Below are 13,604 nucleotides of genomic sequence, written 5' to 3'. Positions count from 1 at the left end.
GATGATTGGATGAAGACAATGCTCGACGCCAGAAGACAGAATACCGACACGTTGCGCACACCGGATTGGTTCAAGACCGCAACGCGCTGGACCCAGCTCACTTTCGTGGAGGACGATCCTGAGAAATACGATCCGGCCTTCTGGGTCGATGTCTTCAAGCGCACCAAATCCAACGCCGTCTGCCTGAGCGCCGGCGGCTACATCGCATATTATCCGAGCGAAGTTCCTTATCACTATGTAAGCAAATACCTGGGCGATAAGGACATTTTCGGCGCGCTCGTCGATGCCGCCCGCAAGCTCGACATGCATGTCATGGCCCGCGTCGATCCGCACGCCATTCACGACGATGCCGCCAAGGCCCATCCGGAATGGGTGATGATCAATGCCGACGGCACGCCGCGCCGCCACTGGGCCTATCCGGATGTCTGGGTCACGAACGCCTATGGCGATTACAACACCGTCTTCATGCCGGAAGTGGTGAAAGAGATCGTCCGCAAATACGATATTGACGCGGTCTTCGCCAATCGCTGGCAGGGGCACGGCGTCGATTACAGCGAAGACAGCGCGCGCCGCTTCAAGGACATGTTCGGCCACGCCCTGCCGAAGAAGCCGGATGCCGACGACCCGGCATGGCAGGCCTGGGTACAGTGGCGCCGCCGCGTGCTGACCGACATGATCGCCCAGTGGGACGATTCGGTCAAAGCGATCCGACCGCATGCAAGCTTCATCCCGAACATGGGCGGCACTTCTCTGATGGAATTCGATCTCTCCGTGATCGCCAAACATTGCCCGTTCCTCGTCGTCGATCATCAAGGCCGCAAGGGTCTTGAGCTCGGCTGGTCGGCCGGCCGCAACGGCAAGCGAATTCGTGCCACCTTCCCCGATCGTCCGGTCGTGCTCATCACCTCGATCGGCCCGGAAGAGGAATATCGCTGGAAGGACGCCGTCACCTCGGGCGAAGAAATGCAGCTTTGGATCAATGACGGCACGGCCCACGGCCTCTATGCTTGGTTCACCAAGTTCAACGGCGTCGTGCCCGACAAGCGCTGGGTGGAGCCGGTCGCCGACGCCTTTGCGCTGCAGGCTGCCGTCGAGCCCGTCCTCGAAAGCATGCAACCGACCGCCGAAATCGCTGTCATCGACCCATCGACCACGCTCCGCCACTGGGCGCCGGAAGAGCGACACAGCGCCGAGAAGCACGATCTCGGTTTCTACCATGCGCTTATCGAAGCCCGCTTGCCCTTCGAGCTTGTTTCCGATCAGGTTCTGACCAAGGAAAACCTCGACCGATTCAAGCTTGTCATCCTCGCCAACGCCTCCTGCCTTTCGGATGCGCAGAACGCGGCGATCCACGCCTATGTGGAGCGCGGCGGCAGCGTCATCGCGTCCTACGAAACGTCGCTGCGTGACGAATTCGGCAAGAAGCGCGCCGAGTTCGGCCTCTCAGGTGTGCTCGGCGCCAAATTCGTCTCCGGCCCGCGCGGCATCGTCAAGAACACCTATGTGGCGCTCTCGGGCGATCATCCGATCAATCAGGGCTATGACGGCGCTGAGCGTATCATGGGCGGCACCCGCCTCATCCATGCCGATCCCATCGGCAATGCGACGACACCCTTCCTCTACGTGCCCGATTTCCCGGATCTGCCGATGGAAGAAGTCTATCCGCGCAAGGCGCCGGAAGGTGCCGCCGTCATCGCCCGCGAAACCGGCAAGGGCGGCCGTACAGTCTATATCCCCTGGAATATCGGCGAAATCTTTTGGGAAGTCTTCGCCGTCGATCATGGCAAGCTAATTAGCAACGCCGTTCGCTGGGCGCTCGGCAAGACGCCGCGCGTGACAGTCGAAGGCCCCGGCGTTGTAGACATCGCGCTTCGTGAAAACGCTGAGGGTATTGCGCTCAGCCTCTTCAACCTCACCAACCCGATGATGATGAAGGGGCCGATACGCGAAAATTACCCTCTGGCAACGCAGACGGTTTCAGTGGAAATTCCTCAGGGCAAGTCGTTGGCCAAGGCGTGGCTCGTCGTTACCGACCGCGCCGCAACCTTCAGCGTCAAGGATGGCCGCGCGCAGGTCGAGGTGCCTGATATCGAGCGGCTGGAAGTGCTGCACCTCACCTGGAAATGAGGTGAGGAGATAAAGAGGAGCGCTTTCGGCCTGGAGGGGGCGAAGGCGGTGGAGATCCGAGGAAGCGCCTTATCGGGCGCTGTCAACGGGAGGAGAAACATTCCCATGCTTGGCTACATCTTCAAGCGCGTGCTCTACATGATCCCGACCCTGTTCGGCATGTCGTTGATCTCGTTCCTGATCATCCAGCTGCCGCCGGGTGACTACCTGACCTCGATGATCGCAACGATGAGCGACAGCGGCCAGGCCGTCGATCCCGCGCAGATCGAGCGGTTGAAGGAGATCTACGGCTTCGACGATCCCTTCTACATCCAATACCTCAAATGGATGTGGGGCATTGTCAGCCGCGGCGATTTCGGCCGGTCCTTTGAATGGAACCAGCCCGTCTCCGACCTCATCTGGGCGCGTATGGGCTCGACACTGGTCATCTCGTTTCTGAGCCTCCTCTTCGTCTGGATCGTCGCCCTGCCGATCGGCATCTATTCGGCCGTGCGCCGCCATTCGGTCGGCGACCACGTCTTCACCTTCTTCGGCTTCATCGGCCTGGCGGTGCCAAACTTCATCCTGGCGCTGACGCTGATGTACATCGCCTATCGTTATCTCGGCCAGAGCGTCGGCGGTCTCAACTCCCCCGAATTTGCCGAAGCGCCGTGGAGCCTTGCTAAGGCCGGCGATTTCCTAGCCCATCTCTGGATCCCGATCATCATCATCGGCGCTTCGGGCACGGCCGCCCTCATCCGTATCCTGCGCGCCAATCTGACGGACGAGCTGCACAAGCCCTATGTCATCACCGCCCGCGCCAAAGGCCTGCCGGAATACAAGGTGATCATGAAATATCCAGTGCGCATTGCGCTCAACCCTTTCGTTTCGGCGATCGGCTGGGTGCTGCCGCATCTCGTATCGGGTGTCACGATTACCGCCATCGTCCTGAACCTGCCAACCGCCGGCCCGCTGCTTTTCCGTGCGCTCGTCTCGCAGGACATGTATCTCGCCGGCAGCTTCATCCTGCTCCTCTCCGCGCTCACCCTCGTCGGCATGCTTCTGTCGGATCTGCTGCTCGCGCTGCTCGACCCGCGCATCCGGTTCAATTGAGGAGGCGCCGATGACACACGAAACATTCGAAACCCATACTTGCCTCCTGAACGTAGTTGCCGACGGCCCTTCGATCAGCCCGCTGAAACAGGGCAAGACCATATCGACTGCAGCCATCGGTCCCTGGCGACTGATTGCCGGCAAGCTGATCCGCCAGAAGGTGGCAATGGTTGCCGGCGTGATCATTCTTTTCCTCTACCTCGTCGGCCTGTTCGCCGAGTTCCTCGCGCCATCGCTGCCCGCGACCTCCAAGCCGCAATATACCTATGCGCCGCCGCAGGGTTTCAGCTTCTTCGTGGAGAAGCCCGATGGCAGCTCGGAATTCAATTTCCATGTGAAGGGGTACAAGGTGGAAATCGACAAGGTAGCGCTGCGGCGTACTTTCGTCGTCGATGACGCCAAGGTCGTGCCGATCGGCTTCTTCGTCAAGGGCCCCGCCTATCAGCTCTGGGGCCTGATCCCGATGACCACACATTTTATCGGCCCGATCAACCCCAATGATCCGATGTATCTGCTCGGCGCCGACCGCCTCGGTCGAGACGTTCTGACCCGGCTGATTTATGGAACCCGCATCTCAATGTCGATCGGCCTCGTCGGGGTCGCCATGTCGCTTGTGCTCGGCGTTGTGCTCGGCTCCATCTCCGGCTTCTATGGCGGCTGGGTGGATACGCTGATCCAGCGCGTCATCGAGGTTGTCAGTGCCATGCCGACCATCCCGCTCTGGCTCGGGCTCGCAGCAGCAATTCCGCTCACCTGGTCGCCGGTCAATGTCTACTTCGTCATCACCATCATCGTCTCGCTGCTCGGCTGGACCAGTCTTGCCCGCGAGGTCCGCGGCCGCTTCCTGGCGCTCCGCAGCGAGGATTTCGTCACTGCCGCGAAACTCGACGGCTCGAGCGAGGCGCGGCTGATCTTCCGCCATATCTTGCCCTCGTTGACGAGCCACATCCTCGCCGTCGTCACCCTCGCCGTACCGACGATGATCGTCGCCGAGACCTCGCTCTCCTTCCTCGGCATTGGCCTTAAGCCACCCGTCGTCAGCTGGGGCGTGCTGCTGCAGGACGCCCAAAATATTCGCACGGTCGCGACCGCGCCCTGGCTGCTGATCTGGCCGTCTTTGGCTGTGGTCATTGCCGTCCTGTCCTTCAACTTCTTCGGTGACGGCCTGCGCGATGCAGCCGATCCCTATGACAATTGAGGAGGTTGCCATGACCGATCTTCCCGATGACGTCGTGCTCTCGGTTGAAAGCCTCTCGATCGATTTCCGCCTGCGCACGCATATCCTGCATGCCGTCGAGGATGTAAGCTTCCAGCTCAAGCGCGGCCAGACGCTCTGCCTCGTCGGCGAAAGCGGCTCGGGCAAGAGTGTCACGGCCCGCTCGCTGCTGCAGATCATCGATAGGCCCGGCATCATCGTCGGGGGCCGCATCCTTTTGCGCAACGGCAGCGAAGTTGCCGATATCGCGACGCTCGCCCCCGGCAGCCGCGCCATGCGGGAAATCCGCGGACGGCGCATCGGCCTGATCTTCCAGGAGCCGATGAGCTCCCTCTCTCCGGTCCACACGATCGGCTCGCAGATCATCGAGGCGATCCGCCTGCATAGCAATGTCGACAAGAAGGCAGCGCGCGCCCGCATGGTCGAACTGCTGCGACAGGTGGAAATCCCCAATCCCGACAAGATGGCCGACCGCTATACGTTCGAATTCTCCGGCGGCATGCGCCAGCGCGCCATGATCGCCATGGCGCTTGCCGGCAATCCCGATATTCTGATCGCCGATGAGCCGACCACCGCCCTCGACGTGACGACACAGGCGGAAATCCTCGACCTTATCAAGCGCCTGCAGATCGACCGCGGCATGGCGATGCTGCTCATCACCCATGATATGGGCGTGGTCGCGGAAGTCGCCGATGACGTTGCCGTCATGCGCTTTGGCCATATTGTCGAGCGCGGCCCGGTCGATGCGATCTACCATGCCCCCACCCATCCCTATACGCGCCAGCTGCTGGCCTCGACGGTGAAGCTCACGCATCATGTCGAAGGCAGACTGCCGCCCATCGCATTGGCCTCGGAAGCGCCGCAGCCGATCCTGTCGGTGCGCAATCTCAGCAAGACCTTCGGCTGGCATGGCAACGCCAATACGCTGCGTGCCGTCGATGATGCCAGTTTCGACCTCTATCCCGGCGAAAACCTTGGGATTGTCGGCGAAAGCGGTTCCGGCAAGACGACGCTCGGCCGCCTGATCCTGCGCACCGTCGAGCCGACCACCGGTACCGTCCTCTATCGCGACAAGGATGGCAGCGAGACCGACATCATCAAGCTCGGCAAGAAGGAGTTGCGCAACTTCCATCGCGAAGTCCGCCTCGTCTTCCAAGATCCCTTCGCCTCGCTCAATCCACGCATGACCGTCAAGGAAGTGATCGCCGATCCGCTGATCGTCAACGGCCTCGCCAAGGGCAAGGCGCTGGACGATCGCGTGGCCGAACTGATGCGCCTCGTTGGCCTCGATCCGATTGGTATGGAGCGTTACCCGCATGCCTTCTCCGGCGGCCAGCGCCAGCGCATCGGCATAGCCCGTGCGCTAGCGCTCGATCCGCGCATCATCATCGCCGATGAAGCGACTTCAGCACTTGACGTTTCCATCCGCAGCCAGATCCTCGACCTGCTGCTCGATATTCGCCAACGGCTGAATCTCAGCTTCATCTTTATTTCCCATGATATTTCCGTCGTACGCTATTTCTGCGACCGCGTCGCCGTCATGCATCGCGGCAAGATCGTCGAACTCGGCGAGGCCGAGCAGATCTGCACCGCACCGCAGGAAGCCTATACGAAGAGCCTCATTTCAGCCGTTCCCAATCCCGATCCGCGCGACAAGCGGATGCTGCACCGGCATCGGTTCGTCGCCCCTGCCAATGCCTGAGGATGTTCCAGTGCCGAAATTTTCCGCCAATCTTTCCTTCCTTTATCAGGATCTTGCCTTCCTGGACCGCTTTGCCGCCGCCGCAAACGACGGCTTCGGCGCCCTTGAATATCTCGGCCCCTATGCCGAGTCGAAGGAAAAGGTCGCCGATACGCTCCAGGCAAACGGCCTGAAACAGGCGCTTTTCAATGTGCCCTCGGGTGACTGGGCGAACGGCGAACGCGGCATCGCCTGCCTGCCGGATCGCATTGAAGAGTTCCGGAGGGGCATCTCGCTGGCGCTCGATTACGCCAAGGCGCTTGCCTGCCCGCAAGTCAACGTCATCTCCGGGCTCGTACCAAAGGGTGCCGATCTCGAAACGCTGGAAAAGGTGCTGGTAGAGAACCTGAAATATGCCGCCGAGCGCACGGCCGATGCCGGCGTGAAGCTGCTGATCGAGCCGATCAATCTGCGCGATATTCCAGGCTTCTTCCTGTCGACGACCGACCATGCCGAACGCATCCTCGACAAGGTCGGCTCCGACAATCTCTACATCCAGTATGATTTCTACCACATGCAGATCATGCAGGGCGACCTCATCCCAACCTTCATGAGGTTGAAGGACAGGATTGCCCATGTGCAAATCGCCGACAATCCCGGCCGCAACGAGCCTGGCACGGGTGAGATCAATTACGGCTTCATCCTCTCCGAACTCGACCGTCTCGGCTACGACGGCTGGGTCGGCTGCGAATACAAACCCAAGGCCGGCACCAGCGATGGGCTTGGCTGGATGAAACCCTATCGGAAGTGAGCGTGACATGAATATCGGATTTATCGGACTGGGCGTCATGGGCCGCCCGATGGCCGAACACCTGATCGATGCCGGTCACACCCTGCATCTAAGCCGGGTAAAGGAAGCCTCGCAGCATCTCGTCACCAAGGGTGGCAGGGCCGCTCACAGCGCCAGGGCTGTCGCGGAAGCCTCCGACATCATCATCCTGATGCTGCCGGATACGCCTGACGTTGAGGCCGTGCTCTTCGGCGACGACGGCGTTGCCTCCGGCCTGTTCTCGGGCAAGCTCGTCATCGATATGAGCTCGATTTCTCCCGTCGCCACCAAGGGTTTTGCCAAGCGCATCGAAGCGCTTGGCTGCGATTATCTCGACGCCCCCGTCTCCGGCGGCGAGGTTGGCGCCAAGGCTGCCTCGCTGACAATCATGGTCGGTGGCAAAGACGCAGCTTTCGAACGCGCCCGGCCGCTCTTCGAAAAGATGGGCAAGAACATCACGCTGGTCGGCGGCCTCGGTGACGGCCAGACGGCCAAGGTCGCCAACCAGATCATCGTCGGTCTCACCATCGAGGCCGTCTCCGAAGCCCTGCTCTTTGCCAAACGAGCCGGCGCCGATCCGGCAAAGGTGCGCGCCGCTCTCATGGGTGGCTTTGCCGCCTCGCGCATTCTCGAAGTGCACGGCGAGCGCATGGTCAAGGAAACCTTCGACCCCGGCTTCCGCATCCGCCTGCACCGCAAGGACTTGACGCTTGCGGTTGACGCCGCCCGCGCGCTCGATCTGTCGTTGCCGAACACGGCGGCCACCCAGCAGCTCATGAATGCCGCTGTTGCCAATGGCGACGGCGAACGCGACCATTCCGCCCTTATCCGCACGCTTGAGCTCCTCGCCGGAGGGCCGCGCTAGATCAGGACCACCTAGAACACCCGGACCACATCTTCGATTGCCTCCTGCCGGAGCCTTTTCTCCGGACGGCGAAGCCATGTCCGAACATCGACAGAGAAGGACAGAACAATGCTCAGAAACGATATCCAATTCCCTTTCGGCGCCGTCTATTTCCGCAAGTCCAATCCGCCGCGCGACGATTGGGAACGCGACTACACGACGGCCGGCGAAGATGGCCTGAACATCTTCCGCCACTGGTTCATGTGGAGCGCGATCGAAGTCGCTCCCGGCGTCTACGACTGGGAGGAGTATGACCGCCAGCTCGATCTCGCCGCCAAGAACGGCATCAAGACGGTCATTGCCGAGCTCATTCACGCCGTACCGGATTGGGCGGTGCGCAAATATGCTGATGCGCTGCAGGTCAATGCCGACGGTACCAAGCTCGGCTCCTATATGGGCGTTTCGGCCGCAACAGGCGGCTTTTCCAACAATGGCGGCGGCGCCGGTGCACTGACGCTGAATTGCCCTGAGGTGAAGGAAGCTGCCGGCAAGTTCCTGACGGCACTCGCCACGCGTTACAAGGACCATCCGGCGATCTATGGCTATGACGTCTGGAACGAAGTCAACTATTCCGCCGATGTCGATTACAGCAGCTATGCCAAGGCCGCCTTCCGCAAATGGCTGGAGAAGAAATACGGCAGCCTGAAAGTGCTCGCCAAGGCCTGGCATCGCTACAGCTACGCCGAATGGGAGGATATCGAGCCGCCGGTCCACATGGCGCCTTATCCAGAATGCATCGACTGGCTGCAGTTCAAGCGCGACAACTTCTATGACCAGATGCAGTGGCGCATCGATACGATCCGTGCCGTCGACCAAAAGAATGTCATTGCCGCCCACGGCATATCAGGCGCGATCCCCAACATGGCGGCCAACGGCTGCGACGACTGGCTCGCCGCCTCCAAGGTGGAAATTTATGGCTTCACCTGGATTCAGGCCCGCAAGGGCACGGAGCCGTGGAAGACTTGGTACGGCGTCGATATCAACCGCGCTGCTGCCCGCGGCAAACCGTTCTGGCATGCCGAACGCCAGGGCGGCCCGCTCTGGCTTCAGCCGCAGGTGATCGGCCGCGACAAGGAAGACGGTCGAGTGGCCGAGCCCGAAGATATCCGCATCTGGAGCATGACCTCCTTTGCCGGCGGCGCTCGCGGCGTCTTGAACCTGCGCTGGCGTCCGCTGCTCGACGGCCCGCTCTTCGGCGCCTTCGGTGCCTATGGCATGGACGGCAGCCGTACGCCGCGCTCCGACATGCAGAGCGCCATGGCGAAATGGGCAAACGACCCGGCACAGAAAACGCTCTGGGACGCAAAGCCGGTGCGAGGTGAAGTCGGCATTCTCGTTGTCCCCGAAACGCAGGAATGGGACTACCTGCTGAACTACGACCGCAAGGAAAAGCCCTATCCGGAAGCCATGTGGGGGGCCTATCGCGCCTTCCTCGGACAGGGCTTGCAGCCGGATTGGGTGCATATCGACGATATCGACACCTACGATTTCCTCTATTTCCCCTACCCGATCATGTTCACCGCCGAGCAGGCGGCACGTCTGAAGGCTTGGGTGGAAAAGGGCGGCACGCTGATCGCCGAAGCATGCCCCGGCTATTTCGGCGACCGCGGCCATGTCGGCCAGGTACAGCCGAATATGGGGCTTGACGAGGTGTTCGGCGCCCGTGAGGAAGAAGTGGAATTCATGCCTGACATAGGCGACCGCATCCATTTCAAGTTCGACGATTTAGCCGTTGATGGCGGCGGTCTTCTGCAATCCTACCGCCTGACCGGCGGCACCGGGCGCGGTGCTTTCGATGGCGGCCGTCTTGCCGTCGTCGAAAACCGCTTCGGCAAGGGTCGCACCCTGCTGATCGGCACCAACCCCTCCGTTGCCTTCTTCCGTACCAATGGCAGGGCCAATGCCGCGTTCTTCGCCGAACTGGTGAAATGGAGCGGCAGGACGCGCCATGTGGCGCTTTCCAACGATGCGGTCTACGCCCGTCTCCACAAAGGCGAAAAGGGCAGCTTCCTATGGCTGGTCAATCCGACGCGCAAGGCGCAGACGACGACCGTCACTCTTGCCGATGGGAAGCTGTCAGGGGGAAATCCTGCCTGGCCGGTGGAATACAGCTATGATACAGACAGCGTCGAGGTGCCGGCTCGGGACGCATTGATCCTGCCGCTCGACTAGTCAGATCGGCCAATTCAATAGTGCCCGAAATCGTCCTGACGGCGATCCCGATCAGACCCCAGACGAGGCAAAGGCACCATCTCTTGACCTGGCAAACACTGTCGACATCCGCCGTGGCAGTTGGGGCCGGATTTCCTGAGTTCGTTTGATGACATTTTGGGTTTGGCTGAAGGGCTTCAGCCTATCCTTCCGACCACGCCTTGCCATCCAACCCTTAGGAGGCGGGTTTCGCCATGTCGGCATGCCGATGGACGAGCTTCCACTCGCCATCCTCCCGCCGGAATATCTCGGTCACACGAAGGGACATCGGAACGGCCTCGCTCTTCCCCTCCAGCATCACCTTGGCGTGCTGAAGTCCCGTCCATAAGCCGATGTCGCCACTTTCTGCCGATTGAAGGACTTCGAACTCGCCGGTGCTTCCCTCCTTGAAGGATACGGCACCTTTTCTATTCGCTTCATTGACAGCCTGAGCGCCCACGATGCGCGCCCCAGAAGGCGGAAAGAACGTGGCGGGATCGTGCGACGTCGAAATGTCAATCAAGGTTTCGCTGCTGCCATTGATGTAGTCGAGCGAAACGCTTTCGCGACGGCTCAGGAACTCCTCGAAGCTTTCGTTTAATGCCGGCATGACCGTTTCTCCCCGGTTCAGTCGCGACGTTTGAACGTGTCGGTATTCGTGATGACTGCCTTCCACCATGGCCCGTCGTCGGCGACGTAGTGCCAGGCCGTTTCAAGGCGCCCTTCCCGCAGAAGTCCGGTATAGGCCACGGCCATGTCGCCGGCTTTTCCCTTGCAGACGCTCGCAAACGAAATGCAGTTTCCGCTCGCTACGCCGACGATCGGAACTATCTCGCCATAAAAGCCGCTCTCCTCCAAGGCCGTCTCGAATGTTCCCGATATCCTTCCGCTCGCATCATCTTCGATCCGAACGACCGATCCGTACTCGTTGACCCACGTGCCCCGCCAATCCATGAACGTCTCCAAACGCGATGCTGCGACGTAGCAGGAACGCGTGATGAAGGTGTTTGGTTCGTCGAGCCAGTTCTGCGCAGTTCTCACGGCAGGATGTGAGGATTGCCTGGATCTGCGCTACCGTCGCGTGTGGAGCTCGAACCCGTCATTTATGTTGGGAAAGGCTTTCTTTGATGTCGACGGGAATCAAAGGCTTATGGTCTGTTTTCTCATTACCTGTGATACACAGGCATTCATGTGCTTAGGGAACACGGTCATGCGGTATCTTCGATCCGGGCCGCGGCGACGTCAGACAGAGGAAACGGCCGTTACGCGGGGTAAAACAATCGGTCTGAGATCGGGAGAAATCGCCGACAGGAATATCCGCGTCATCCTGGAGGCGATCCGTCGGCACGGTCCGTTGACCCGTATGGAGCTCGGCCAGCATTCCGGGCTTACGGGGCCGGGCATTACCAATATCCTGCGCCGCCTCAGTGACGGGGGCCTGGTGACATCGCACCGGCGCAACGGAGCCGGCAGCGGTGCAACCGCTACCGAATTCGCATTACGCCCCGATGGCGCATTTTCGATCGGCGTCAGGGTCCGCCAAAGCAGGGGCGAAGCCGTGCTCATCGATCTCAGCGGCCAGGTCCATGATCGCCAGTACTTTCCCCTCACCCCGGCAGCGAGAGTGCCGTCGGTCCTCTCAGTGGTCCAGACGATGACAAGGCAGCACGCGGGTATGCCGATCATCGGCCTGGGGATCGGCTCAAACGACTGGACCGCGCAGGAGACCGATGAGCTTGACGCAGCATCCACGCTTCCCGTCAGTCACGTGGAAAACGAGTGCACCGCAAGCCTGCTTGCCGAGCGCACCATCGGTGCGCCTGCCCCCGAAGGCGGACTGGCGATGATCATCATCGATGAAGATGTACAAGCTGGTTTCCTCGTTCGCGGCATTCCTTATTCAGGCGTCCACGGACGCGCAGGCAGCATCGGTGAGATGCTGACAGGCCCCGACAATGTCCGGCTTAACACGGTGGTCGGTTTCGGCGCGCTGCGCGCACTGGTCGGCGCTGACGCGTTCGGGCGCCTCATCACTGGCGATGAGTCCTCTTCCCCTCAATTGACGCAGTGGATCCGGGATGCCGCAAGCCACTTGCTCGATCCGATTATCGCCATGGCCGGCTTTATCGCGCCTGGTGTCATCATGATCGGTGGCGACCTGCCGCGCAGCGTCATTGAGGCGCTGATCCACCAGCTCTCCGTCGAACGGCGCGACACATCCAAGCGTCCCTTCCTGACGCCGTGGATTTCGCCGCTGAAGCCGGCAAGCTTCAGCGGCGGCGGCGTGGCGCTGGGGGCGGCATTGCTGCCCTTCCTCAACACCCTGCTGCCGCCAGTATCTGCCTAAACGCCGACGTCAGCTCAGCCAAGCGCCTCGTCTTTGTGGCTGATATCGGAAGCAAGCGCCTTGTCGAGCACCTTCTGGATATTCGCCGCCCTGCGGAAGGACGGTTCCTGAGTTCTGCCTGCCCTCACCGCCTGGACGAAGCGCTGGTAGTTGGTCTCCACCGGCTCGAAGGCAATATCGCGCCATGTTGCGGTATGAACGTCTTCACCAAGGCAGGCGCGAAGCGTTGACTTTCCGGTATCGTAGATCATTTCGATCGAACCGGTCTCGCCATAGACTCTCAGACGCAGCTGATCCATCTGGCCAGCGGCGGTTCGCGTCGCCTGGATGGTGCCGATCGCACCCGTCGTGAAGTCGACATTCATCGTGAAACTGTCATTCGCATCGAGATCATATTCGCCGATCTTGTGGCCTGGTGCTTTGTTGAAGGTTTTCAGCCGCGCGAAAACGTGGGCGACATCAAGCCCCGACCCGTAGGACGCGAAGTCGACGATATGGATGCCGATATCGCCGAGCGCGCCGTTCGAGCCGTGCTTCTTGCTGAGCCGCCACAGCCATTTGCTCTCGGTTTTCCAATCGCCCCAATGGCGCCCGACAAGCCAGCTCTGCAGGTGCGATGCCTCGACATGTCTCACCTCGCCGATCTCGCCGGCAAGGACCATCTGCCGGCCTTTCTGCAGAGCCGGAGAATTGCGATAGGTAAAGTTGACCATGCCGACCTTGCCGGCTTTTTCGATGGCATCGGTCATTTCCATCGCCTTTATGGCATCGGTCGCCAGCGGCTTTTCGCAGAAGACGTGTTTGCCTGCCGCAACCGCTTGAAGTGTTGTCGGATGGTGAATGCGGTCAGGCGTGACGTTGGCAACGGCATCGAACTCGCCCCAGGCAAGAGCTTGCTCCAGCGAACTGAAGTGGTTTGGAATACCGTGCTCCGAGCAAAAGGCTGCCAGCCGCTCCGGCACCACGTCGACACCGCCCACGACGCTCACGCCGTCGATTGCCTTGAAATTTGCCGCATGCTGGTTGGCCATTCCGCCCGTGCCGAGAATGAGTAAGCGCATCTGATCCTCCATAGATGTCAGGTTCGGCTATCCTCACGTAGCCGAGGCAAAAGCTCTCCCACCGCGGATGGCCGGAGTGGTTGGATTTTTCATGATCTGGAAGTGCGGTTGCGGTCCGCTAACTTGTGTTGAATGTCGCCGGCATCTCCAATCCTCC

Annotated in this window: 11 protein-coding genes; 8 read left to right on the top strand and 3 right to left on the bottom strand. The window is 60.7% G+C overall.

Features of this window, described 5'->3' with window-relative positions; translation table 11 throughout:
- Window positions 1-18 precede the first annotated feature (18 nt).
- The 7 genes from JNB85_RS09160 to JNB85_RS09130 all read left to right on the top strand — a co-directional run bounded on the left by JNB85_RS09160 (window position 19) and on the right by JNB85_RS09130 (window position 10,021).
- Window positions 19-2,127, top strand: a complete 2,109-nt coding sequence (locus JNB85_RS09160) for a family 10 glycosylhydrolase (RefSeq protein ID WP_220334357.1) — start codon at window positions 19-21, stop codon at window positions 2,125-2,127.
- 105 nt (window positions 2,128-2,232) lie between these two features.
- The gene (locus JNB85_RS09155) at window positions 2,233-3,219 is read left to right on the top strand and encodes an ABC transporter permease (protein WP_220334011.1); all 987 of its coding nucleotides are present in this window, start codon (window positions 2,233-2,235) and stop codon (window positions 3,217-3,219) included.
- 10 nt (window positions 3,220-3,229) lie between these two features.
- Entirely contained in the window at window positions 3,230-4,417 is a 1,188-nt protein-coding gene (locus JNB85_RS09150; protein WP_220334010.1) for an ABC transporter permease, read from the top strand.
- A gap of 10 nt (window positions 4,418-4,427) precedes the next feature.
- A complete protein-coding gene (locus JNB85_RS09145; RefSeq protein WP_220334009.1) occupies window positions 4,428-6,137 on the top strand; it encodes an ABC transporter ATP-binding protein in 1,710 nt (569 codons plus the stop codon).
- Window positions 6,138-6,147: 10 nt separating this feature from the next.
- Window positions 6,148-6,927 carry a 2-oxo-tetronate isomerase gene (otnI, locus tag JNB85_RS09140; RefSeq protein ID WP_220334008.1) on the top strand — a complete coding sequence of 260 codons (780 nt, stop codon included), beginning with the start codon at window positions 6,148-6,150 and terminating at the stop codon, window positions 6,925-6,927.
- 7 nt (window positions 6,928-6,934) lie between these two features.
- Window positions 6,935-7,810, top strand: a complete 876-nt coding sequence (locus JNB85_RS09135) for a 2-hydroxy-3-oxopropionate reductase (RefSeq protein WP_220334007.1) — start codon at window positions 6,935-6,937, stop codon at window positions 7,808-7,810.
- A gap of 108 nt (window positions 7,811-7,918) precedes the next feature.
- Window positions 7,919-10,021: a beta-galactosidase gene (locus JNB85_RS09130; protein WP_220334006.1), complete on the top strand. Its 2,103-nt coding sequence runs from the start codon at window positions 7,919-7,921 to the stop codon at window positions 10,019-10,021.
- 214 nt (window positions 10,022-10,235) lie between these two features.
- Here the strand turns inward: JNB85_RS09130 and JNB85_RS09125 are convergent, their stop codons facing one another.
- Entirely contained in the window at window positions 10,236-10,718 is a 483-nt protein-coding gene (locus JNB85_RS09125) for a YybH family protein (protein ID WP_220334005.1), read from the bottom strand.
- The gene (locus tag JNB85_RS09120) at window positions 10,667-10,993 is read right to left on the bottom strand and encodes an avidin/streptavidin family protein (protein ID WP_220334004.1); all 327 of its coding nucleotides are present in this window, start codon (window positions 10,991-10,993) and stop codon (window positions 10,667-10,669) included. The genes JNB85_RS09125 and JNB85_RS09120 overlap by 52 nt, the downstream gene beginning before the upstream one ends.
- A 256-nt stretch (window positions 10,994-11,249) precedes the next feature.
- Here JNB85_RS09120 and JNB85_RS09115 point away from each other — a divergent pair, with 256 nt between their 5' ends.
- Window positions 11,250-12,386 carry an ROK family transcriptional regulator gene (locus tag JNB85_RS09115; RefSeq protein WP_220334003.1) on the top strand — a complete coding sequence of 379 codons (1,137 nt, stop codon included), beginning with the start codon at window positions 11,250-11,252 and terminating at the stop codon, window positions 12,384-12,386.
- Window positions 12,387-12,400: 14 nt separating this feature from the next.
- Here the strand turns inward: JNB85_RS09115 and JNB85_RS09110 are convergent, their stop codons facing one another.
- Window positions 12,401-13,447, bottom strand: a complete 1,047-nt coding sequence (locus JNB85_RS09110; protein WP_220334002.1) for a Gfo/Idh/MocA family protein — start codon at window positions 13,445-13,447, stop codon at window positions 12,401-12,403.
- Between the last annotated feature and the right edge of the window lie 157 nt (window positions 13,448-13,604).

Source organism: Rhizobium mesosinicum, from assembly GCF_019511345.1.
Classification (GTDB): Bacteria; Pseudomonadota; Alphaproteobacteria; order Rhizobiales; family Rhizobiaceae; genus Rhizobium; species Rhizobium mesosinicum.
Note: the sequence above shows the minus strand (reverse complement) of the source record. Positions and strands in the feature narration are given on the sequence as shown.